The following is a 20,894-nucleotide window of genomic DNA, read 5'->3' as shown; positions in this document are numbered from 1 at the left end:
GAGGTTGCCCGCAGCATGAACCTTGCGGGCAAGCACGGTGTTGCCCTGAGTCAGGCGTTGATGCGGGCTTCGGTGGCCAGGCGGTTGATGGCTCGCTCAAGTTCGTCGAGCGCGGCGAAGGCTTTGGCGTCTTCCTGTTTGAGCAGGGTTTCGCTGCGCTGGCAGGCGGCGCGCAACTGCGGCACGCCGCAGTAACGGGTGGCCCCGTGCAAGCGGTGGACGCGTTCGATCAGCGCAGTGTGGTCGTTGGCGGCCCGGGCGGTGCGAATGGCTTCCCGGTCCGCTTCCAGCGACGCCAGGAGCATCGCCAGCATGTCGGCGGCGAGGTCCGCCTTGCCGGCGGCCAAGCGCAGGCCCTCGTCGTGATCCAGCACCTGCAGTTCCACGCCATTGCCGGAGGGCTCGCCGGAGCGCTCCGGGCCTTGGTTGCGCAGGGCCAGGCCGGTCCACTTCAGCACCACCTGGGCCAGCTGGCGTTCGCTGATGGGTTTGGTCAGGTAGTCGTCCATGCCGCTTTGCAGCAGCGCGCGTTTTTCGTTGGCCATGGCATGGGCGGTGAGAGCGATTACTGGCAGCGGCGTGCAGTTGCGCTCGCTTTCCCACTGGCGGATCGCCTCGGTGCTCTGGCGACCGTCCATGCCGGGCATCTGCACGTCCATCATCACCAGGTCGAAGGATTCGTTCTGCACCGCCTTGATCGCCGCAAAGCCGCTGTCGACCGCGAGCACCTTGGCGCCCATGTCTTCGAGCAGGGTCTGCACCAGCAACAGGTTGGCCGGGTTGTCGTCGACGCACAGCACCCGCGGCGGGCGGCTGGCAATCGGTTCGCTCGGCTCGCTGCGTGGCACCTTGGGGTTGACCAGGTCGGCCAGGGCCCGCCGCAGTTTGCGCGTGCAGGCTGGCTTGGCCTGTAACTGGCTGTGGGGGTTGGGCACCGACAAGTGGAACACCGTCTGTTCGGTGGTCGGGCACAGCACCAGTACCTTGCAGCCCAGGTGTTCGAGGTCCCAGATGTGCTGGTTGAGGCGTTCCGGCGGCATGTCGTTGGTGGTGATGCCGAGGACTGCCAGGTCGATCGCCTGTTCGGTCTGGTGGACGCCGGTCACCCCATTGGTCAGGGCTTCCAGGGTGTTGAACGGCGTGACTTCAAGACCGCAGTCCTCGAGTTGATGCTGCAACGCCTGGCGCGCCAGTTCATGGTTCTCCAGGACCGCGACACGCCGGCCGAGCAGCGGCGGGGCGGGCAAGTCTTCGGCGTCGTCGCGGGTTTTCGGCAGGCGCAGGCTGATCCAGAACTCCGAGCCTTCGCCCGGGGTGCTGTCAACGCCGATTTCGCCGCCCATCTGCTCGATCAGGCGCTTGGAGATCACCAGCCCCAGGCCGGTGCCGCCCGGCTGGCGCGACAGCGAGTTGTCGGCCTGGCTGAAGGCCTGGAACAGGGCGCGCACGTCCTGGTTCGACAGGCCGATCCCGGTGTCCTGGATGCTGATGCGCAGTTGCACGCTGTCTTCGTGCTCTTCTTCGAGCATGGCGCGAGCGACGATGGTGCCTTCGCGGGTGAACTTGATGGCGTTGCTCACCAGGTTGGTGAGGATCTGCTTCAGGCGCAGCGGGTCGCCCACCAGCGACAGCGGCGTATCGCGATACACCAGGCTGACCAGTTCCAGCTGCTTGGCGTGGGCGGCCGGGGCGAGGATGGTCAGGGTGTCCTGCAACAAGTCGCGCAGGTTGAACGGAATGCTGTCGAGCACCAGCTTGCCGGCCTCGATTTTCGAGAAGTCGAGAATTTCGTTGATGATCCCCAGCAGGCTGTCGGCGGACTTTTCGATGGTGCCCAGGTAATCCAGCTGGCGCGGGGTCAGCTCGCTTTTCTGCAACAGGTGGGTGAAGCCGAGGATGCCATTGAGCGGCGTGCGGATTTCATGACTCATGTTGGCCAGGAATTCGGACTTGATCCGGCTGGCCTCCAGGGCTTCCTTGCGGGCCAGGTCCAGTTCGATGTTCTGGATCTCGATGGTTTCCAGGTTCTGCCGGACGTCTTCGGTGGCCTGGTCGATGCTGTGTTGCAGTTCTTCCTGGGCATTCTGCAGAGTGCCGGCCATGCGGTTGATGCCCGAGGCCAGTTCGTCCAGCTCCTGGCTGCCGAGCGGCGGCAGGCGGGTCTCCAGGTTGCCGTCCTTGAGTTGGGTGACGGCCTGTTTGATCTGGCTCAGCGGGTTATTGATGGTGCGCCCCATGCGCAACGCCAGCAGGCCGGTGCCGATCAGGCCGGCGGCAATCAGCAGCAGGCTGGCGAACAGGCTGCGGTAGCCGCGCAGCAACATGCTGTTATGGGACAGCTCCAGTTCGACCCAGCCGAGCAGGCGGTCGGACTCGTCGGGAACCAGGTCGCCGGCCAGGTTGCGGTGGCGGCCGAACACCGGCAACAGGTAACGGGTGGCGTCGCTGCCGGTGCGTTGCAACATCTGGCTGCCGTTGCCGGTCGGCGCTGCGTTGAGCATGCTCGGGCCGGCATGGGCCAGCGGCGTGCGGTCGGGCGCGAGGAAGGTGACGGCGCGCACGTCCTGTTGTTCCAGGGACTGGGTGGCGATGCGCTCCAGCAGGGCGGTGTTGCTGTGGGCCAGGGCCGGCGCGACCAGGGGCGCCAGTTGTTCGGCGATCATTTCGCCGCGTTGCAGAAGCTGGGTTTGCAGGTCCGATTGCTGCATCCAGGTGAAATAACCGCCCAGCACCAGGGCCATCAGGCTGGTCGGCAGCAAGGTCAGCAACAGCACGCGGCCTTTTATCCCCAGTTTCTTAAGCACGCAACTCTCCTGCTACCACGCTGTTTTGAATGAACCGTGCACTTGTCCGGTGTGCACCACCTGCGCAGTGTAGCCATTTGCTTGGCGGCAATCTTCGCAAATTCATCGTCGAACCGGTCGAGCGCGCAGGGCTTCGAGCGGTGTCGGTTGCTCGGTCGCGGACAATCTTGAATAATTGCTCAATTGAGAATTACTTGCACAAGCCAATGAATCCCGTACCTATCGGCCCTCCCCGGATACTCAGCATCGAAGACGACCTGGTGCTCGGCGCCTACGTGCACGAGCAACTGGGGCGTTGTGGTTTTGATGTCACCTGGTGCCAGAACGGCCAGGAAGGCCTGACGATGGCCCGCCAGCGACCTTTCGATGTGGTGCTGATGGACATCCTGTTGCCGGGCATGGACGGGCTGACGGTGCTCACGCATTTTCGCCAGAGCCATTCCACCCCCGTGCTGCTGATGTCGGCGCTGGGGGCCGAGGCCGACCGTATCAGCGGTTTTCGCCTGGGGGCCGACGATTACCTGCCCAAGCCCTTCAGCATGGCCGAGCTGCGGGTCCGCATCGAAGCCATCCTGCGGCGGGTGGCCCTGGATCGCCGGCCGGCCCCGGCGCCCCTCCGGCAGGAAACCCAGGGCCTGCGCTTCGACGACGAACTGTGTGATGTGCATTTTGGCGAGCGGTGGGCCGGGCTGACCCGCAGCGAGTACCGCCTGCTGGAGACGCTCAATCGCAACGGCGACGAGGTGCTGAGCAAACCCTTCCTTTATCAGCATGTGCTGCAGCGTGGTTATGCCCCTCATGATCGCAGCCTGGACATGCACATCAGCCAGATCCGCCGCAAGCTCAAGGCCGTCGGGTATGTCGCGCGGGAAGTGCGTACGGTCTGGGGCAAGGGCTATGTGCTGAGTGCCGTCGATGAAATGGCCTGAGTTGCCCGGCCGGCATTCGCTGTTCTGGAAGTTGGCCTGTCTGTTGGTCGCGTTCTGCCTGCTGATGATCTGGCTGAGCTGGTCCTGGGGCCGCTACATGGAGCAGAAGAACCTGTTCCTCTCCGACGAGGCCCGCGGCACGCTGACCGGCTACGCCGCCGAAGCCGAGCGGGCGTGGAGCCAGGGGCAGAGCGACGGGGTCGATGCCTGGCTGCAAACCATGGCCGGGCGCGAGCAGCACTGGGTCGGGGTCATCGGGCGCGACCTGCAGTCGCTGAGCAGCTACCCGCTGAACGAAGCCGAGAGCCAGCGCCTGACCTTTCTGCGCGGCCTGGATTGGCCGGTCAGTCGCCATACCCGCGGGTTGCCCTGGCTGAAAATTCCATTCCCCAACGACCCCTCGGCCGGCAGCCTGGTGATCGAGTTGCCCCAGCGTTTCATGCCCGGGCGCTATCGGGTGTTCTGGCGAGTCCTGACCAATGGGGTGATTCCCGGCCTGTTCACCCTACTGCTGTGTGTCGGGTTGTATCGGTTGTTGGTGGTGCCGTTGAACCAACTGCGCGAGCAGGCCAATGCCTGGCGCGCCGATCAACTGAACGCCCGGCTGTCGAGCCAGACCACCAGCCGCCAGGACGAGCTGGGCGAACTGGGACGGGCGTTCGACCAGATGTCCGAACGCTTGCAGGGCACCGTGGCCTTGCAGCAGCAATTGTTGCGCGACTTGTCCCATGAGTTGCGCACGCCCCTGAGCCGCCTGCGCGTGGCCTGCGACGGCGAGCAGAGCCTGCCGATGCTGCGCGAGCGGCTGGCGCGGGAAGTCGACGGCATGCAGCGCCTGGTGGACGACACCTTGCAACTGGCCTGGCTCGACACCGATCGAGCGCCGCTGGCCGAGGAAGACATCCAGATTCAAGCCCTGTGGGAAATGCTCACGGAAAACGCCTGCTTCGAAAGCGCCTGGTCCAGCGCGCAACTGCACTGCGCGCTGGACGCCTCGTGTTGGGTGCGGGGCCATCTCGATACCCTGGCTCAGGCCCTGGAAAATATCCTGCGCAATGCCATTCGCCATTCGCCGGAAGGCGGGCGAGTGTTGCTGGATGGCCGGCGTCAGGGCGAGCATTGGCTGCTGTGGCTGGAGGACCAGGGGCCGGGCGTGGCGGACGGTGACCTGGAGCGGATCTTCGACCCCTTTACCCGACTCGACGGCTCGCGTCCGGGCCATGGCGGTTTTGGCCTGGGGTTGAGCATCGCGCGCAATGCCGTGCAGCGTCAGGGCGGTCTGCTGTGGGCCGAAAATGCCGGACGCGGCTTGCGTCTGAACATGCGTCTGCGGGCTGCCGACGGGTTGGCAGCGGCCGGCGATTGAGGCGGATTCGCGCGCTTATACCGTTAAGCCATAAGACCCTCACTTTGCGTGATATGGCCTGGCAACGTTTGCCGGTATGATAGGCGCCCCCGCGGCCCGGATTGCGAATACGCCATGACCTTGCAGTACCCCACCATCGCCGATTGCGTCGGCAACACCCCGCTGGTCCGTTTGCAGCGCCTGCCTGGCGCCACCAGCAACACCCTGCTGCTCAAGCTCGAGGGGAATAACCCGGCGGGTTCGGTCAAGGACCGCCCAGCGCTGTCGATGATCACCCGCGCCGAGCTGCGCGGGCAGATCCAGGCCGGCGATACGCTGATCGAAGCGACCTCGGGCAACACCGGGATTGCCCTGGCCATGGCCGCGGCGATCAAGGGGTACAAGATGATCCTGATCATGCCCGACAACTCCAGCGCCGAACGCAAGGCGGCCATGACCGCCTATGGCGCCGAACTGATCCTGGTCAGCCAGGAAGAGGGTATGGAAGGCGCTCGCGACCTGGCCGAGAAGATGCAGGCCGAAGGTCGCGGCAAGGTCCTCGACCAGTTCGCCAACGGCGACAACCCTGAGGCTCACTACACCGGCACCGGTCCGGAAATCTGGCGCCAGACCGAGGGCAGCATTACCCATTTCGTCAGCTCGATGGGCACCACGGGCACCATCATGGGCACCTCGCGTTACCTGAAAGAGCAGAACCCCAACGTGCAGATCGTCGGCCTGCAACCGATGGAAGGTTCGGCCATCCCCGGCATCCGCCGCTGGCCGCAGGAATACCTGCCGAAGATCTATCAGGCCAGCCGTGTCGATCGCATCGTCGATATGGCGCAAAGCGAGGCCGAAGACGTGACCCGGCGCCTGGCCCGCGAAGAAGGCATCTTCTGCGGCGTGTCCTCGGGCGGTGCGGTGGCGGCGATGTTGCGCCTGTCCCGCGAGGTCGAAAACGCGGTGATCGTCGCGATCATCTGCGACCGTGGCGACCGTTACCTGTCGACCGGCATCTTCGATGCGCCCAACTGATGGCTAAGCCAGTCAGAGGCCTGCGCTTCCAGCCTGCGGGCGGTAGTCGGGCGGCGCAGATACCTGTCGGAAAAAAACAGCGCCTGACCGTCGAGCGCCTGGCCAACGACGGTCGTGGCATCGCGTTCCTGGAAGGGCGGACCTGGTTCGTCGCCGGTGCTCTGGCGGGCGAAGAGGTTGAAGCGCGGGTGCTGGGCGCCCACGGCAAAGTGGTGGAGGCTCGCGCCGAGCGGGTGTTCAGCGCCAGCGACCTGCGGCGTCCGGCGCCTTGCGCCCATGCTGGCCGTTGCGGCGGCTGCAGCGTGCAGCATCTGCCCCATGACGAACAGCTTGCCCTGAAACAGCGCATGCTCGCCGAGCAACTGTCGCGGGTTGCCGGGGTCGTGCCAGAAGAGTGGGCGGCGCCTCTGAGCGGCCCGGAGTTCGGCTACCGACGTCGTGCGCGGGTCGCGGTGCGTTGGGACGCCAAGGTGAAAAAACTCGAAGTGGGTTTTCGCGCCGCCGGCAGCCAGGACATAGTCGCCATCGACGAATGCCCGGTGCTGGTACAGCCCTTGCAACCGATCATGAGCCGCTTGCCAGCCATGCTACAGCGCTTGAGCAAACCGCAGGCGCTGGGGCATGTGGAGTTGTTCAGTGGTTCGGCGATTGCCGTGCTGCTGCGCCATATGGCGCCGTTGTCCGAGGCCGACCTGGCGATTCTCCAGGCGTTCTGCGAGTTCCACGAGGCGCAGTTGTGGCTGCATGGCGAAGGCGAGCCGCAACCGGCGGACCCGAGCCAGGCGCTGGGCTACCGCCTGGAACCCTGGAATCTGCAACTGGCTTATCGACCGGGGGATTTCGTGCAGGTCAATGCCGGGGTCAACGAGGCGATGGTGGCCCAGGCCCTGGCGTGGTTGGCGCCCGAGGCCGACGAGCGTGTACTGGACCTGTTTTGCGGCCTGGGCAACTTTGCCCTGCCGCTGGCGCAGAACGTTCGTGAGGTGGTAGCGGTCGAAGGCGTGGCGACCATGGTCGCGCGTGCGGCGGAAAATGCCGCTAGCAATAATTTGTATAACACCCGGTTTTTTCAGGCCGATTTATCGCAGCCCCTGAGCGATGCCGAGTGGGCCGGCGAAGGCTTTTCTGCGGTACTCTTGGACCCACCCCGTGACGGTGCTTTCGAGGTGGTACGCAAGCTGGCGAGCCTGGGCGCGAAGCGCCTGGTGTATGTGTCATGCAACCCTGCCACTCTGGCGCGTGACACGGCCGAGCTGGTCAAGCAGGGCTACCGGTTAAAACGTGCCGGGATCCTCGATATGTTTCCTCAGACGGCACATGTCGAGGCCATGGCGTTATTTGAAGCGAACTAGGATGGTTCGTCTAGTTCGTTGGCCCGTCAGGTAGTACTCGCCGGCCCAGCGAAGAAATACTGGCAGTGAAGGTCAGCGATTTGACGCATTGAATGTGCGTCGTAGGGAAGGTAAAGCAAGATGGTACAGGTGAGAGCGCACCAGCCGATCAACACCGACGGCAGTATCAATCTCGAGGCATGGCTCGATCATGCGGTCAGCGTCGATATGGCACTGGACCGTGAAGCCTTGAAGGAAGCCTGCGAGTTCGCTCGCGAGGCAGAGTTGCAACACATCGCGGCGAAGAACTCCAGCGGCGAAGACATGTCGAGTTTCAGCACCGGCCTCGAGATCGCGGATATTCTCGCCGACCTCAAGCTGGATCAGGACTCGCTGGTGGCCGCGGTACTTTACCGCGGCGTCCGCGAAGGCCAGATTCCGCTGCCCGCTGTCAGCCAGCGTTTCGGCCCGGTCGTGGCCAAGCTGATCGATGGCGTGCTGCGCATGGCCGCGATCAGTGCCAGCCTCAGTCCCCGGCAATCCCTCGTACTCGGCACCCAGGCCCAGGTGGAAAACCTGCGCAAGATGCTGGTGGCGATGGTCGATGACGTACGCGTGGCGTTGATCAAGCTGGCCGAGCGTACTTGTGCGATCCGCGCGGTAAAAAACGCCGACGACGAGAAGCGCAACCGGGTCGCACGGGAAGTCTTCGACATCTATGCGCCGCTGGCCCATCGCCTGGGTATCGGGCATATCAAGTGGGAGCTGGAGGACTTGTCCTTCCGCTACCTGGAGCCCGAGCAGTACAAGCAGATCGCCAAGTTGCTGCACGAGCGGCGCCTGGATCGCGAGCGCTTCATTTCCGATGTGATGAACCAGTTGCAGAACGAACTGCAGGCGACCGGCGTCGACGCCGACATCAGCGGCCGGGCCAAACACATCTATTCGATCTGGCGCAAAATGCAGCGCAAGGGCCTGGAGTTCAGCCAGATCTACGACGTGCGCGCGGTCCGCGTGCTGGTCCCGGAAATGCGCGACTGCTATACCGCGCTGGGGATCGTCCACACCTTGTGGCGGCATATTCCGAAAGAGTTCGACGACTACATCGCCAACCCCAAGGAGAACGGTTACCGCTCGCTGCACACGGCGGTCATCGGTCCTGAAGGCAAGGTGCTGGAAGTGCAGATCCGTACCCACTCGATGCACGAAGAGGCCGAGCTGGGGGTTTGCGCGCACTGGCGCTACAAGGGCACCGACGTCAAGTCCGGCTCCAACCACTACGAAGAGAAAATCTCCTGGTTGCGCCAGGTGCTCGAGTGGCATGAGGAGTTGGGGGATATCGGCGGCCTGGCCGAGCAGTTGCGGGTGGATATCGAGCCGGACCGGGTCTACATCTTCACCCCCGACGGCCACGCTATCGACTTGCCCAAGGGCGCGACTCCGCTGGACTTCGCCTACCGCGTGCACACCGAGATCGGTCACAACTGCCGCGGCGCGAAGATCAACGGGCGCATCGTGCCGCTCAACTACAGCCTGCAGACCGGCGAGCAGGTCGAGATCATCACCAGCAAGCACGGTACGCCGAGCCGCGACTGGCTGAACCCGAACCTGGGTTACGTCACCACCTCGCGGGCACGGGCGAAAATCGTCCACTGGTTCAAATTGCAGGCGCGCGATCAGAACGTGGCGGCGGGCAAGACCCTGCTCGAACGCGAACTCAATCGCCTCGATCTGCCCCAGGTGGATTTCGACAAGCTGGCCGACAAGGCCAACATGAAGACCGCCGAAGACATGTTCGCCGCCCTGGGCGCCGGCGACCTGCGTCTGGCGCAACTGGTCAACCTGGCGCAGCAGCTGGTGGAGCCGGAGCGCGGCAACGAGCAACTGGAACTGATCCCGCGCAAGGCCACTGGCTACAAGCCGGGCAAGCGTGGCGACATCCAGATCCAGGGCGTGGGCAACCTGTTGACCCAGATGGCCGGCTGCTGCCAGCCGCTGCCGGGGGATGCCATCGTCGGTTACATCACCCAGGGACGCGGGGTGAGCATTCACCGTCAGGACTGCGCCTCGGTGCTGCAACTGGGCGGCCGCGAGCCGGAGCGGATCATCCAGGTCAGCTGGGGCCCGGTGCCGGTGCAGACTTACCCGGTGGATATCATCATTCGCGCCTACGACCGTTCCGGCTTGCTGCGTGATGTGTCCCAGGTGCTGCTCAACGAACGGATCAACGTACTGGCGGTCAACACCCGCTCGAACAAGGAGGACAACACCGCGCTGATGTCCCTGACCATCGAGATTCCGGGGCTGGACGCGTTGGGGCGGTTGCTGGGGCGCATTTCCCAGTTGCCGAACATCATCGAGACCCGCCGTAACCGTACCCCTTGAAAATGGCCCTGACCTTGTAGGAGCGAGCTTGCTCGCGATGATGCCGGCCCGGACAGATGAACACCGGAAAACCGCTATCGCGAGCAAGCTCGCTCCTACAGGGGGGGGGCTAACGAGAATTGCCGATGTACAGCCTTGAAGACCTGTTGCACCTGATGGCCCGGCTGCGCGACCCGCAGTACGGTTGCCCTTGGGATATCAAGCAGACCTACGCCAGCATCGTTCCCCATACCCTGGAAGAAGCCTACGAAGTGGCCGATGCCATCGAGCGCGGCGATTTCGAGCATTTGCAGGGCGAGCTGGGCGACCTGTTGTTCCAGGTGGTGTATTACAGCCAGCTGGCGCGGGAGGAAGGGCGTTTCGAGTTCGACGGCGTGGTCGACAGCATCACCCGCAAGCTGATCCGTCGCCATCCCCATGTATTCCCTGACGGCGACCTCTATGCGCCGCTGGACACTCCGCGGCTGGACGAAGAACAAGTCAAGCAGCGCTGGGAAGAGATCAAGGCCGAGGAGCGTGCCGAGAAGGCCGACGAACCCTTGCAACTGTCCCTGCTCGACGATGTGCCTGCGGCGTTGCCGGCCCTGTCGCGATCGGCCAAGCTGCAAAAACGCGCGGCCCAGGTTGGTTTCGACTGGCCGGATGCCTTGCCGGTGGTGGACAAGATCCGCGAAGAACTCGATGAGGTCCTTGAAGCCATGTCGGAGAACGACCCTGAGGCGATTGCCGACGAGGTGGGCGACCTGCTGTTCGCCGTGGTCAATCTGGCGCGGCACCTCAAGGTCGACCCGGAAACCGGCTTGCGCGGCGCCAATGCCAAGTTCGAGCGGCGCTTCCGATTTATCGAGCAGGCATTGCGCGACACCCGCCGTCCCATGGAAGATTGCACCCTCGAAGAGTTGGACGCCTTGTGGGGCGAAGCCAAACGTCAGGAAAAGAATTTGCCCAGCTGCGGCTGAGGCTGTTGCCTAAGTGAGTGAGCACCAATGAGCCTTTCCCTTCGCGACCAGTTGCTCAAAGCAGGGCTGGTCAACCAAAAGCAGGCCAAGCAGGTCAGCAAAGACAAGCAGAAGCAGCAACGCCTGGTCCATAAAGGCCAGGTCGAGGCGGACGATAGCCAGGCGCGCCTGGCCCAGGAAGCGCAGGCCGAGAAGGTCAAGCGCGACCAGGAACTCAACCGTCAGCAACAGGAAAAGGTCGAGCAGAAGGCTCGCGCCGCGCAGATCAAGCAACTGATCGAAGTGTCGCGCCTGCCGAAGCTGACCACCGAGGATTACTACAACTTCGTCGACGACAAGAAGGTCAAGCGCTTGTCGGTGAATACCCTGATGCGCAACAAGCTGAGCAGCGGCTCGCTGGCCATCGTGCACCATGCCGGCGGTTACGAGGTCATCCCCCGCGAAGCGGCGCTGAAGATCCAGGAGCGCGATCCACGGCGCATCGTTCAGCTCAACACGCCGACCGAGGCGCCGGACGAGGACGATCCGTACGCGGCTTACCAGATTCCTGACGATCTGATGTGGTAAACCCGCAGAAACAACAAACCCCGCCATGAGCGGGGTTTGTTGTTTCTGCGGCGGCTGCCGATGCGTGGCGGCAGGTCGCGACAGTCAGTGTGAGATCAGGAGCTTTGCGGTGCGCGGTTCAGCTCCAGCTTCTCCAGTTCGGCCTTGTAATTATGGGCATCGCTCTCGGAATGAAACATTCCCACCAGCATGTCTTGTTGATGCACGTCCCAGATCCGTACACCTGCGGCTACGCCTTCGTGGGACATGTGTGAATCGTCGCGTTCAGTTACTTTTACAGTCATCTGCTAGCTCCAATCTCTATTGATCTGCAGCAAGGCGTGTGCAGGGCTCTTTTATATAATTTGTTAGCTGGCTAAGTAAATTACTTGCAAATGCAACAGTCCTTTACCGATTCTGGAAGAGTCCCGCAGGCCGCGAAAACTGCGGCATCCGGTCGCAGGCGTCGGAGTTTCATGACAAAAGTTTCATCTTGAGCCGAGGTTTTTAGCTCGGGCGCGAGCTTGCCTGATGCAAGTCGGGGTGGTTCCTGCCAGGCGAAACACAAACCCCCGGGCGAAAAAAAGCCCCGCATCGGCGGGGCTTTTTCATGGGGGCGTGGCTTAGCTGCCTTTGACCGGCTTGCCGTTGACGGTGCCGTTGAGGAGCATGATGTTGTACTCCTTGCCGTCGGTTTCGACCTGTTGCAGGCGTACCAGCAGGTAATCCCAGTCTTTGGCGAACCACATGACAGTGATGCGTTTGCTTTGTGTCGGGTCGCGCACGCGCTCGACCTTGATCGCATCGATCTGGCCGGCCTTGGTGTCGACTTTTTCTGAGCCCAGCACGCGGAAGTCGTAGGTATCGACTTCGCCATCGTCGACCACCTGGTAGCTCATGCTTTTCTTGCCGGCGGCGACATCGTGCTGCAATGCCAACTGGTAAGTGGATTTGTCGACCATGCCACGGTTGAGCGGGATCTTGACCGCATCACCGCGATCGGTGCCGGTGACCATCTTGGCGTTCCAGTCGAAATCCAGATCGGCTTTCTTGGCTTTGCCCAGGCCGCCGCGCTCGAAGTGATAGGACTGCGGCAGCAGGGTGTCCTTGTCGAACGTCAGGGTGCTTTCTTCGGTCAGGCTGGCGATCATCATGGAGGCCTTGAAGCTCAGCTTCCAGGAGCCATCGGTCTTCTTTTCCAGGCTGCGTTCGGCAGTACCGCTCATCGGCAGCTGTTTCCAGTCTGCGGTATAGCTGGCGGAGAAGGGTTGAAGGTCCGCAGCCTGCGCGAGGGGCAGGGCGAGCAGAGCACAAGCGAAGAGCAGGGCGCGACGCATAAAATCTCCTAATTACGAATCAAGTGGCCGCTGGCAGCGAGTAACTGACCATCCAGTAAAGCACCCTGTTCGCCAAGTGTGAGTCGACCTTCGGCGAACCAGCGTACGGCCATCGGGTAAATCCGGTGCTCCTGAACATGGACCCGCTGCGCCAGGCTTTGCGGCGAGTCGTGCAACTCTACCGGGATCACTGCCTGTACGACCAGTGGTCCGCCATCGAGTTCCTCCGTCACGAAGTGCACGCTGCAGCCGTGCTCCGTATCTGCGGCCTCCAGCGCTCGCTGATGAGTGTGTAACCCTTTGTATTTGGGCAGCAGCGAAGGATGGATATTCAGCAGGCGACCCTGATAGTGCCGTACGAAGTCGGCGCTGAGGATACGCATGAATCCGGCAAGGACCACGAGTTTGGGCTCGAAGGCGTCAATCAGTTCGATCAGCGCCGCATCGAAGGCCTCGCGGCCTTCGAAGGCCTTGTGATCGAGGGAGCGGGTATCGATCCCCACGTCCCGGGCGCGTTGCAGGCCGTAGGCGTCGGCGCGGTTGGAAATCACCGCGCGGATGCGTACCGGGCTGTCGCCGGCCTGCGTACTGTCGATCAGCGCCTGCAAGTTGCTGCCGGTACCGGACAGCAACACCACCACGTCACAGGTGGCTGGCATCGGCTCTTGCATCAATGTGCCTTGAGGTTTTTCAGCTCGACCTGGGCAGCGCCTTCGGCAGCGCTAGCGATCTGACCAATGACCCAAGGCTGTTCGCCGGCTGCGCGCAGGACGTTCAGGGCGCTTTCGACGTGCTCCTGAGCTACGCAGATCACCATGCCGACGCCGCAGTTCAGGACGCGGTGCATTTCGTGCTCGTCGACGTTGCCCTTTTCCTGCAGCCAGTCGAATACCGCCGGACGCTGCCAGCTGGCCACGTCGACCACGGCCTGAGCGCCTTTTGGCAGGACGCGCGGGATGTTGTCCAGCAGACCGCCGCCGGTGATGTGGGCCATGGCCTTGACCGCGCCAGTGTCCTTGATCAGCTTGAGCAGTGGCTTGACGTAGATGCGGGTCGGGGCCATCAGCAGTTCGGTCAGCGGCTTGCCGTCGAGTTGCACGGTTTCGATGTCGGCGCCGGAGACTTCGATGATCTTGCGGATCAGCGAGTAGCCGTTGGAGTGCGGGCCGGAAGACGGCAGGGCGAGCAGGGCGTCGCCAGTGGCAACCTTGGAGCCGTCGATGATCTCGGCTTTTTCCACCACGCCGACGCAGAAACCGGCCAGGTCGTAGTCTTCGCCTTCGTACATGCCTGGCATTTCAGCGGTTTCACCGCCGACCAGGGAGCAGCCAGCCAGTTCGCAGCCGGCACCGATACCGGTGACCACCGTGGCGGCGACATCGACGTTCAGCTTGCCGGTGGCGTAGTAGTCGAGGAAGAACAGCGGTTCGGCACCGCAGACCACCAGGTCGTTTACGCACATGGCGACCAGGTCCTGGCCGATGCTGTCGTGTTTGTTCAGATTCAGCGCCAGGCGCAGCTTGGTGCCGACGCCGTCGGTGCCGGAGACCAGCACAGGCTGTTTGTAGCCGGCCGGGATTTCGCAGAGGGCGCCGAAACCGCCCAGGCCGCCCATGACTTCCGGGCGCGCAGTGCGCTTGGCGACGCTCTTGATGCGTTCGACCAATGCTTCACCGGCGTCGATGTCTACACCGGCGTCTTTGTAGCTCAGGGAGGGTTGCTTGCTCATGATCCAGGCCTTTAGGGGGGATTCAGGGGTATCGACCGAGTCCAGCGAGGCCATTGAAACAGTCGCGGGGGCAATGCCGCGCAATCATTTCCGTAACCCCGGCTGTTGCCGGTCTGCGAAGGCGCGCGATTTTATCAGGCTTGAGGTGTAGCGGCCATCCTCGGGCCGACGGGCAGGGCACATCCGCTCAAAAAAAACGCGATTGGCCGTGTCGATCGTCTCGCTCGGGGTTGTATAAGGTATAGCCTTGTACCGGCTGTCGTTATGACAGCCGCAAAACTTCCATGGATCGGGTGAATGTTTGCCTGGGCTTTGTGGTCACAGCCTTGCTCAACTCTGTTCACGCGGTCTGTTGCTGCCGCTTTTTGTCGTCGGGAATCCTCCATGCGTTTGGGTCAATTTCTTTTTGTGGGCTGTTTGTCATTGGTCAGCCTGGCGAGTCATGCCGAAACCCTCAATGGCCTGTATCAGGTTCGCGAACCGGTCAGCAGCCAGGCTCCCGCCGAGCGCGACCAGGCCACTCAGCGGGCCCTGGAGACCTTGGTGCTACGCCTGACCGGCGATAGCAAGGCGTTGCAGAACCCGGGGCTGGCGGCGATCCGCAAGGACCCGCAACAGATCATCAGCCAGTACGGCTACGACGCGGGGCCTCCGGAAAGCCTGCAGGTCGATTTCGACCCGGTCAGCACCGATCGCGCGCTACGTCAGGCCGGTTTGTCGCTGTGGGGCAGTAATCGTCCGTCGATTCTCGGCTGGTGGCTGACCGACTCCGCCGAAGGTTCCAGCCTGGTCGGCGATGGCCAGGCCAGCGCGACGCCGTTGCGGCGCGCGGCCCAGCATCGCGGTTTGCCGCTGCGTCTGCCGCTGGCGGACTTGAATGAACAGATTGTCGCCACTGCGCCGAACCTCGAGGGTTCCGATCCGGCACCGCTGCACGCGGCCTCGGAGCGCTACGGGGCGGATGCGCTGCTGGCGGTGCACGCCAGCGAAGAGGGTGGCCAGTGGCAGGCCAAGTGGCGTCTGTGGCTGGGTGACCAGAAGGAGCAGGGTAGCGTCCAGGGCGCTGATGTGCCGGCCTTGGCCGATGCGGTGCTGTTGGCTGTCAGCCAGCGTCTGGCACCACGGTTTGTCACTCGGCCGGGCGTCTCCAGCGAGCAGTTGTTGGAAGTGCAGGGCATGAATCTGGAGCGCTATGCGGCGCTGGGGCATTTGCTCGAGCCTTTCGGCGGGCGTTTGCAGAGCGTCGATGGCGATCGTGCGGTTTATCGGGTCAGTGGCAGTGCCGAACAGTTGCGTGCGCAGTTGAGCCTGGCTCGATTGCAGGAAGTTCCGGCGGGCGCGGTGCCTGCGGCCCAGCCGACTGCCGAGGGTGCGACGCCTGCGCCGGTACCAGCGCCGAGCGCTCAACTGCGTTTTCGCTGGTAGGTTTTCTTTCCTTATATAGAAGCAATGGAGTGGTTCATGGCTGATACGCGTCGGTGGGTCTGGTTGGGTGGGGTGCTCCTGCTCTGTGCGTTCATATTCCTGTTGCACTCGATCCTGACACCGTTCCTGGTGGCCTTGCTGTTGGCCTATCTGTTCGATCCGCTGGTGGATCGTCTGGAGAAGCTCGGTCTGTCGCGCACCTGGGGTGTAGTGGCGGTGTTTGCCCTGTTCACCTTGATCGTCATGGCCCTATTGCTGGTGCTGGTGCCGATGCTCGCCAAGCAACTGCTGCGCTTGTACGAACTGGCGCCGCAGATGCTCGATTGGCTGCAGCACACGGCGATGCCCTGGGCCCAGTCCAAGCTGGGCTTGTCCGACGGCTTCTGGAAGTTCGACAAGGTCAAGGCGGCGATCAGCGAGCACATGGGGCAGACCACCGATATCGTCGGCGTGGTCCTGAGCCAGGCCACGGCCTCCAGCCTGGCGCTGATCGGCTGGCTGGCCAATCTGGTACTGATTCCGGTGGTCAGCTTCTATCTGCTGCGCGACTGGGACCTGATGATGGCGAAGATCCGCAGCCTGTTGCCCCGTGATCGCGAAGAACGCGTGGTGGCGCTGGCGGGGGAGTGCCATGAAGTGCTGGGGGCATTTGTCCGCGGGCAACTGCTGGTGATGGTTGCCCTGGGGGTGATCTACGCCGCGGGCCTGATGCTGGTCGGCCTGGAGCTGGGGCTGTTGATCGGGATGATTGCCGGCCTGGCTGCCATCGTTCCTTACATGGGGTTCATCATCGGCATCGGCGCGGCGCTGATTGCCGGGTTGTTCCAGTTTGGCGGCGACCTGTACCCGATGATTGGCATCGTCGCGGTATTCATGGTGGGCCAGGCACTGGAGGGCATGGTGCTCACGCCCTTGCTGGTCGGCGATCGGATCGGCCTGCATCCGGTGGCGGTGATCTTCGCGATTCTCGCGGGGGGCGAGCTGTTCGGTTTCACCGGCATCCTCCTGGCGTTGCCGGTGGCGGCGGTGATTATGGTGCTGGTGCGCCACGTGCACGACTTGTACAAGGACTCGGACATCTATAGCGGGGCAGAGGAGTCCGAGCAGTAGCGCCTGCGGTATTTGCGCTTTCGGGGCGCCCGTGTTCCGCGGGTTGGCTCCGAAGGCTTTTGCAGCTGTCACATCCACCGTCAAAGAATCCCCCGCGATTTCACCAGGCTAACGCAAACCTTTGATTTTGCTTGTGGTCTGCCGCATTGTGCGCCCGGCGTCACGGGTATAAACTTTGCAAACTTTACACAGAGGCCACTAACGGTTCGTTTGGAACTGTTCAGTCAGCATGAAACCGATTCAGCTGCCCCTAGGTGTGCGTCTGCGTGATGACGCCACCTTCATCAACTACTACCCAGGCGCCAATGCCGCTGCACTCGGCTATGTCGAGCGGCTTTGCGAAGCCGACGCCGGCTGGACCGAGAGCCTGATCTACCTCTGGGGCAAGGATGGGGTAGGGCGTACGCACTTGCTGCAGGCGGCCTGCCTGCGGTTCGAGCAGTTGGGAGAGCCGGCGGTCTATCTGCCCCTGGCGGAGCTGTTGGATCGCGGCATCGAAATCCTCGACAACCTGGAACAGTACGAGTTGGTCTGCCTGGATGACTTGCAGGCGGTGGCGGGCAAGGCGGATTGGGAAGAAGCACTGTTTCATCTGTTCAACCGCCTGCGTGACAGCGGCCGACGCCTGCTGATCGCAGCTTCGACCTCGCCGCGGGAGTTGCCGGTGAAGCTGGCGGACCTCAAGTCGCGGCTGACCCTGGCGTTGATCTTCCAGATGCGCCCGCTTTCCGACGAAGACAAATTGCGTGCGTTGCAGTTGCGCGCTTCCCGGCGTGGGCTGCACCTGACCGACGAAGTCGGGCACTTTATTCTGACGCGCGGTACCCGCAGCATGAGCGCGTTGTTCGAGCTGCTGGAACGTCTCGATCAGGCTTCCCTGCAAGCCCAGCGCAAGCTCACCATTCCCTTCCTCAAGGAAACCCTGGGCTGGTAAAACCGCGGCCTGCAGGGGTTTTTCGGCATATTCCAGGCGCCAGAAAACCCGCATCCGGAAGCGATTCCAGAAGCGTGCGCGTTTAAAATGGGCTTAAGGCCTTAGATGTAAAAGAGAAACCGATAAGTCACAAATTAATCGATTGAATTTGCAAATGAGATCGATAGAGGGCATAGTCGCGGCTTCTTTATAACTTTAAGCCACGGTCGTGCCCATGCTGAAGCGCTTCGCACCCCTCGTGCCTCTTGCACTCGTCACCCTGTTGTTTGGTTGCGCCACCCACTCTCCGGTGAGCCAGCAAGAGCAACAACAGGTTCAAAACTCTTCAAAAGCCCAGTCTTCCACCATTTTCCAGGAAGAGCTGGCAACCGAAAAAGAACTCGCCGAGTTCGCTGACAGCAAGCCTTATCAGCTGCCTGTTCTGGCTGACAGCATTCTCGAACGTGGCATGTCCCTGATCGGTACCCGTTACCGCTTCGGCGGTACGTCCGAAGCCGGTTTTGATTGCAGCGGTTTCATCGGTTATCTGTTCCGCGAAGAAGCCGGGATGAATCTGCCGCGCTCCACGCGTGAAATGATCAACGTCGACGCTCCACTGGTTGCACGTAACAAGCTGCAGCCGGGCGACCTGCTGTTCTTCGCCACCAATGGCCGCCGCGGTCGCGTAAGCCACGCTGGTATCTACCTGGGCGACGACCAGTTCATCCACTCCAGCAGCCGCCGCAGCGGCGGCGTCCGGGTCGATAGCCTGGGCGACAGCTACTGGAGCAAGACCTTCATCGAAGCCAAGCGTGCCCTCGCCATGGCCCCGACTGTGGTTACCGCGCGCAAATAAGCGGACATTTTGTAAGGCAAACTTAAAGTCTTACTTGAAGTTTGACGCGTAGACGCTAGAATCCTGATCTATTGTTGAAAACTAACCGCGTAAGCCCTGCTTACGCGGTTTTGTTTTCGGCCTCACGGCAGAGAAAGCCGCATCCAGATCAGGATTGTTCTGCATATGTCGACGTCGGCCCGCCTTGCATTGATCGTTCTCGCCGCGCTGCTCAGCGCGTGCGCCAGTCGTACCCCGCCGCCCGCGCCTGTGGTACGTGCCCCCGTTTTCAATACTCCCCAGACCTTCTCTCCGGCGGCCGAAGACGTGCTGTTCCGTGCGCTGGGCCTGGTGGGCACGCCTTATCGCTGGGGCGGCAATACGCCGGACTCCGGTTTCGATTGCAGTGGCCTGATCGGCTATGTCTATCGCGATGCGGCCGGGATCTCGCTGCCGCGTTCGACTCGGGAAATGATCGGCATGCGTGCGCCGAATGTCGGCAAGAACGCCTTGCAAACCGGCGACCTGATCTTTTTCGCCACCAATGGCGGCTCCCAGGTCAGTCATGCGGGCATCTATGTTGGCGAAGGTCGTTTCGTGCATGCGCCGGCCACCGGCGGTACGGTGAAGCTGGACAGCCTGTCCAAGGCCTATTGGCAAAAAGCCTACCTGAGCGCCAAGCGCGTGCTGCAGCCGGAACATCTGGCTCGCAACCCTTAGGTTCTTCTGCGCCGAGGCTGTCCTGGCGACGGCCTTGACTGCCCCACTGTTCCTGCGCTGGCCAAACTGGGCCGCCAGGCCGCCCGGATAACCCATCCGGACGGCCTGGCGGCGAGCTTATTGCGCCTTGGTCGCCGATACGCGCCAGACCTTGTTGCCGACGTCATCGGCCACCAGCAGATCCCCTTGCTTGTCGATCACCACGCCGACCGGCCGGCCCATGGCTTTCTCGTCAGCACTCAGGAAGCCGGTGAGGACGTCTAGCGGTTGGCCATTCGGCTTGCCGTTGGCGAAGGGCACGAAGATCACCTTGTAGCCGCTGTGCGGGTTACGGTTCCAGGAGCCGTGCTGGCCGATGAACGCGCCTTGGCTGAACGGCGCCGGCAGCTTGCTGCCTTCGGCGAACGCCAGGCCAAGGGACGCGGTATGCGGGCCGACGGCATAGTCGGGGGCGATGGCCTTGGCCACCAGGTCCGGGTTCTGCGGGGTGACTCGCACATCCACATGTTGACCGTAGTAGCTGAACGGCCAGCCATAGAAGGCCCCGTCCTTGACCGAGGTGATGTAGTCCGGCACCAGGTCGCTGCCGATTTCGTCGCGCTCGTTGACCGCTGTCCACAACTGGCCGCTTTGTGGTTCCCAGGCCATGCCATTGGGGTTGCGCAGGCCAGAGGCGAAAATCCGCTGCTGGCCGGTGGCGCGGTCGACCTCCCAGATCGCCGCGCGACCTTGCTCCTGGTCCAGGCCGTTTTCGCCGACGTTGCTGTTGGAGCCTACCGTGACATACAGCTTGCTGCCGTCCTTGCTGGCAATCACGTTCTTGGTCCAGTGGTGGTTCAGCGTACCGCCTGGCAAGTCGACCACCTTGGTCGGCTGCGCGCTGATGTGGGTCTCGCCATCCTGATAAGGGAAGCGCACCAGCCGGTCGGTGTCGGCGACGTACAGGTCGTTGCCCACCAGGGTCATGCCGAACGGAGAATTGAGGTTTTCCAGGAACACCGTGCGGGTTTCCGCCACGCCGTCGTGGTCCTTGTCGCGCAGCAAGGTGATGCGGTTCGGGCTGGGCACGCCGGCCCCGGCGCGGCTCATGATCTTGCCTGCGATCCAGCCGCGCAGGCCTTTGCCGTCGTCGGGTTTGGGCGGGGCGTTGGTTTCCGCCACCAGGACATCGCCGTTGGGCAATACGTACAGCCAGCGCGGATGGTCCAGGCCCTCGGCGAACGCTGCCACCTGCGTGCCGGCGGCGGCCACTGGCTTGCCGCCTTCGGGCCAGCCGATCGCCGGCGCTATGTTCACGGTCGGAATCAGGGTCTTGTTCGGTTCGGGCAGTTTCGGCGAGGGGCCGGTGCCGTCGGATACCTGGAGGTTGGAGGTTTCGCCGCAGGCGGCAAGGCCGGCGGCGAGGGTGATAAGGACTGCGTAGCGAGGCTTGAACATGCGGATTTCCCTATGAGTGCACGACATCGGTGTAGTCATAGAGAAGCACAG

At 62.8% G+C, this 20,894-nt stretch carries 18 protein-coding genes; 12 read left to right on the top strand and 6 right to left on the bottom strand.

The genetic code is table 11. From position 1 onward, the window contains the following. Positions 1-50: 50 nt before the first annotated feature. Positions 51-2,804 carry a response regulator gene (locus BTN82_RS21675; RefSeq protein WP_075121136.1) on the bottom strand — a complete coding sequence of 918 codons (2,754 nt, stop codon included), beginning with the start codon at positions 2,802-2,804 and terminating at the stop codon, positions 51-53. Positions 2,805-3,010: 206 nt separating this feature from the next. On the opposite strand from BTN82_RS21675, the gene BTN82_RS21670 reads away from it, so the two are divergent. The 7 genes from BTN82_RS21670 (at position 3,011) to BTN82_RS21640 (ending at position 11,358) form a co-directional block, all read left to right on the top strand. Further along, positions 3,011-3,733: a response regulator transcription factor gene (locus BTN82_RS21670; RefSeq protein WP_075121135.1), complete on the top strand. Its 723-nt coding sequence runs from the start codon at positions 3,011-3,013 to the stop codon at positions 3,731-3,733. Continuing rightward, a complete protein-coding gene (locus tag BTN82_RS21665; protein ID WP_075121134.1) occupies positions 3,720-5,099 on the top strand; it encodes a sensor histidine kinase in 1,380 nt (459 codons plus the stop codon). Before BTN82_RS21670 ends, BTN82_RS21665 begins: the two co-directional genes overlap by 14 nt. A gap of 114 nt (positions 5,100-5,213) precedes the next feature. After that, positions 5,214-6,116, top strand: coding sequence for a cysteine synthase CysM (gene cysM, locus BTN82_RS21660; RefSeq protein WP_075121133.1), 903 nt, complete (start codon positions 5,214-5,216; stop codon positions 6,114-6,116). Next, positions 6,116-7,468: a 23S rRNA (uracil(1939)-C(5))-methyltransferase RlmD gene (gene rlmD, locus BTN82_RS21655; RefSeq protein WP_075121132.1), complete on the top strand. Its 1,353-nt coding sequence runs from the start codon at positions 6,116-6,118 to the stop codon at positions 7,466-7,468. Before cysM ends, rlmD begins: the two co-directional genes overlap by 1 nt. Positions 7,469-7,588: 120 nt before the next feature. Then, positions 7,589-9,832: a GTP diphosphokinase gene (gene relA / locus BTN82_RS21650; RefSeq protein WP_075121131.1), complete on the top strand. Its 2,244-nt coding sequence runs from the start codon at positions 7,589-7,591 to the stop codon at positions 9,830-9,832. Positions 9,833-9,957: 125 nt separating this feature from the next. Continuing rightward, positions 9,958-10,791 (top strand): nucleoside triphosphate pyrophosphohydrolase, encoded by an 834-nt coding sequence (mazG, locus tag BTN82_RS21645; RefSeq protein ID WP_075121130.1) that lies wholly within the window; start codon positions 9,958-9,960, stop codon positions 10,789-10,791. Between the two features lie 27 nt (positions 10,792-10,818). Continuing rightward, complete coding sequence (locus tag BTN82_RS21640; protein WP_075121129.1) at positions 10,819-11,358, top strand: DUF2058 domain-containing protein; 540 nt, start codon at positions 10,819-10,821, stop codon at positions 11,356-11,358. A gap of 95 nt (positions 11,359-11,453) precedes the next feature. On the opposite strand, the gene BTN82_RS21635 is transcribed toward BTN82_RS21640, so the two are convergent. The 4 genes from BTN82_RS21635 to purM all read right to left on the bottom strand — a co-directional run bounded on the left by BTN82_RS21635 (position 11,454) and on the right by purM (position 14,403). Continuing rightward, positions 11,454-11,642 carry a hypothetical protein gene (locus BTN82_RS21635; RefSeq protein WP_075121128.1) on the bottom strand — a complete coding sequence of 63 codons (189 nt, stop codon included), beginning with the start codon at positions 11,640-11,642 and terminating at the stop codon, positions 11,454-11,456. A gap of 318 nt (positions 11,643-11,960) precedes the next feature. Continuing rightward, positions 11,961-12,674: a DUF3108 domain-containing protein gene (locus tag BTN82_RS21630; protein ID WP_075121127.1), complete on the bottom strand. Its 714-nt coding sequence runs from the start codon at positions 12,672-12,674 to the stop codon at positions 11,961-11,963. Between the two features lie 8 nt (positions 12,675-12,682). Further along, the gene (gene purN, locus BTN82_RS21625) at positions 12,683-13,333 is read right to left on the bottom strand and encodes a phosphoribosylglycinamide formyltransferase (protein ID WP_075121376.1); all 651 of its coding nucleotides are present in this window, start codon (positions 13,331-13,333) and stop codon (positions 12,683-12,685) included. Between the two features lie 11 nt (positions 13,334-13,344). Continuing rightward, complete coding sequence (gene purM / locus BTN82_RS21620) at positions 13,345-14,403, bottom strand: phosphoribosylformylglycinamidine cyclo-ligase (protein WP_075121375.1); 1,059 nt, start codon at positions 14,401-14,403, stop codon at positions 13,345-13,347. A gap of 384 nt (positions 14,404-14,787) precedes the next feature. Here purM and BTN82_RS21615 point away from each other — a divergent pair, with 384 nt between their 5' ends. From BTN82_RS21615 to BTN82_RS21595, 5 genes are all read left to right on the top strand, one after another. Then, a complete protein-coding gene (locus tag BTN82_RS21615) occupies positions 14,788-15,828 on the top strand; it encodes a DUF2066 domain-containing protein (protein WP_186828429.1) in 1,041 nt (346 codons plus the stop codon). A 36-nt stretch (positions 15,829-15,864) separates the two neighbouring features. Beyond that, on the top strand, positions 15,865-16,938 hold the full coding sequence (locus tag BTN82_RS21610; protein WP_075121125.1) for an AI-2E family transporter: 1,074 nt from the start codon (positions 15,865-15,867) through the stop codon (positions 16,936-16,938). A gap of 229 nt (positions 16,939-17,167) precedes the next feature. Continuing rightward, the gene (hda, locus tag BTN82_RS21605; protein WP_007898944.1) at positions 17,168-17,872 is read left to right on the top strand and encodes a DnaA regulatory inactivator Hda; all 705 of its coding nucleotides are present in this window, start codon (positions 17,168-17,170) and stop codon (positions 17,870-17,872) included. Between the two features lie 214 nt (positions 17,873-18,086). Next, positions 18,087-18,707: a C40 family peptidase gene (locus BTN82_RS21600; RefSeq protein ID WP_075121124.1), complete on the top strand. Its 621-nt coding sequence runs from the start codon at positions 18,087-18,089 to the stop codon at positions 18,705-18,707. 165 nt (positions 18,708-18,872) lie between these two features. Next, positions 18,873-19,406: a C40 family peptidase gene (locus BTN82_RS21595; RefSeq protein ID WP_075121123.1), complete on the top strand. Its 534-nt coding sequence runs from the start codon at positions 18,873-18,875 to the stop codon at positions 19,404-19,406. A gap of 117 nt (positions 19,407-19,523) precedes the next feature. Here the strand turns inward: BTN82_RS21595 and BTN82_RS21590 are convergent, their stop codons facing one another. Then, positions 19,524-20,843, bottom strand: coding sequence for a PQQ-dependent sugar dehydrogenase (locus BTN82_RS21590; protein WP_075121122.1), 1,320 nt, complete (start codon positions 20,841-20,843; stop codon positions 19,524-19,526). Positions 20,844-20,894 lie beyond the last annotated feature (51 nt).

The sequence above is a fragment of the Pseudomonas chlororaphis genome (genome assembly GCF_001921865.1).
GTDB lineage: Bacteria > Pseudomonadota > Gammaproteobacteria > Pseudomonadales > Pseudomonadaceae > Aquipseudomonas > Aquipseudomonas chlororaphis_D.
The sequence above is the reverse complement of the archived record's forward strand: the minus strand, read 5'-3'. Positions and strand labels throughout refer to the sequence as shown.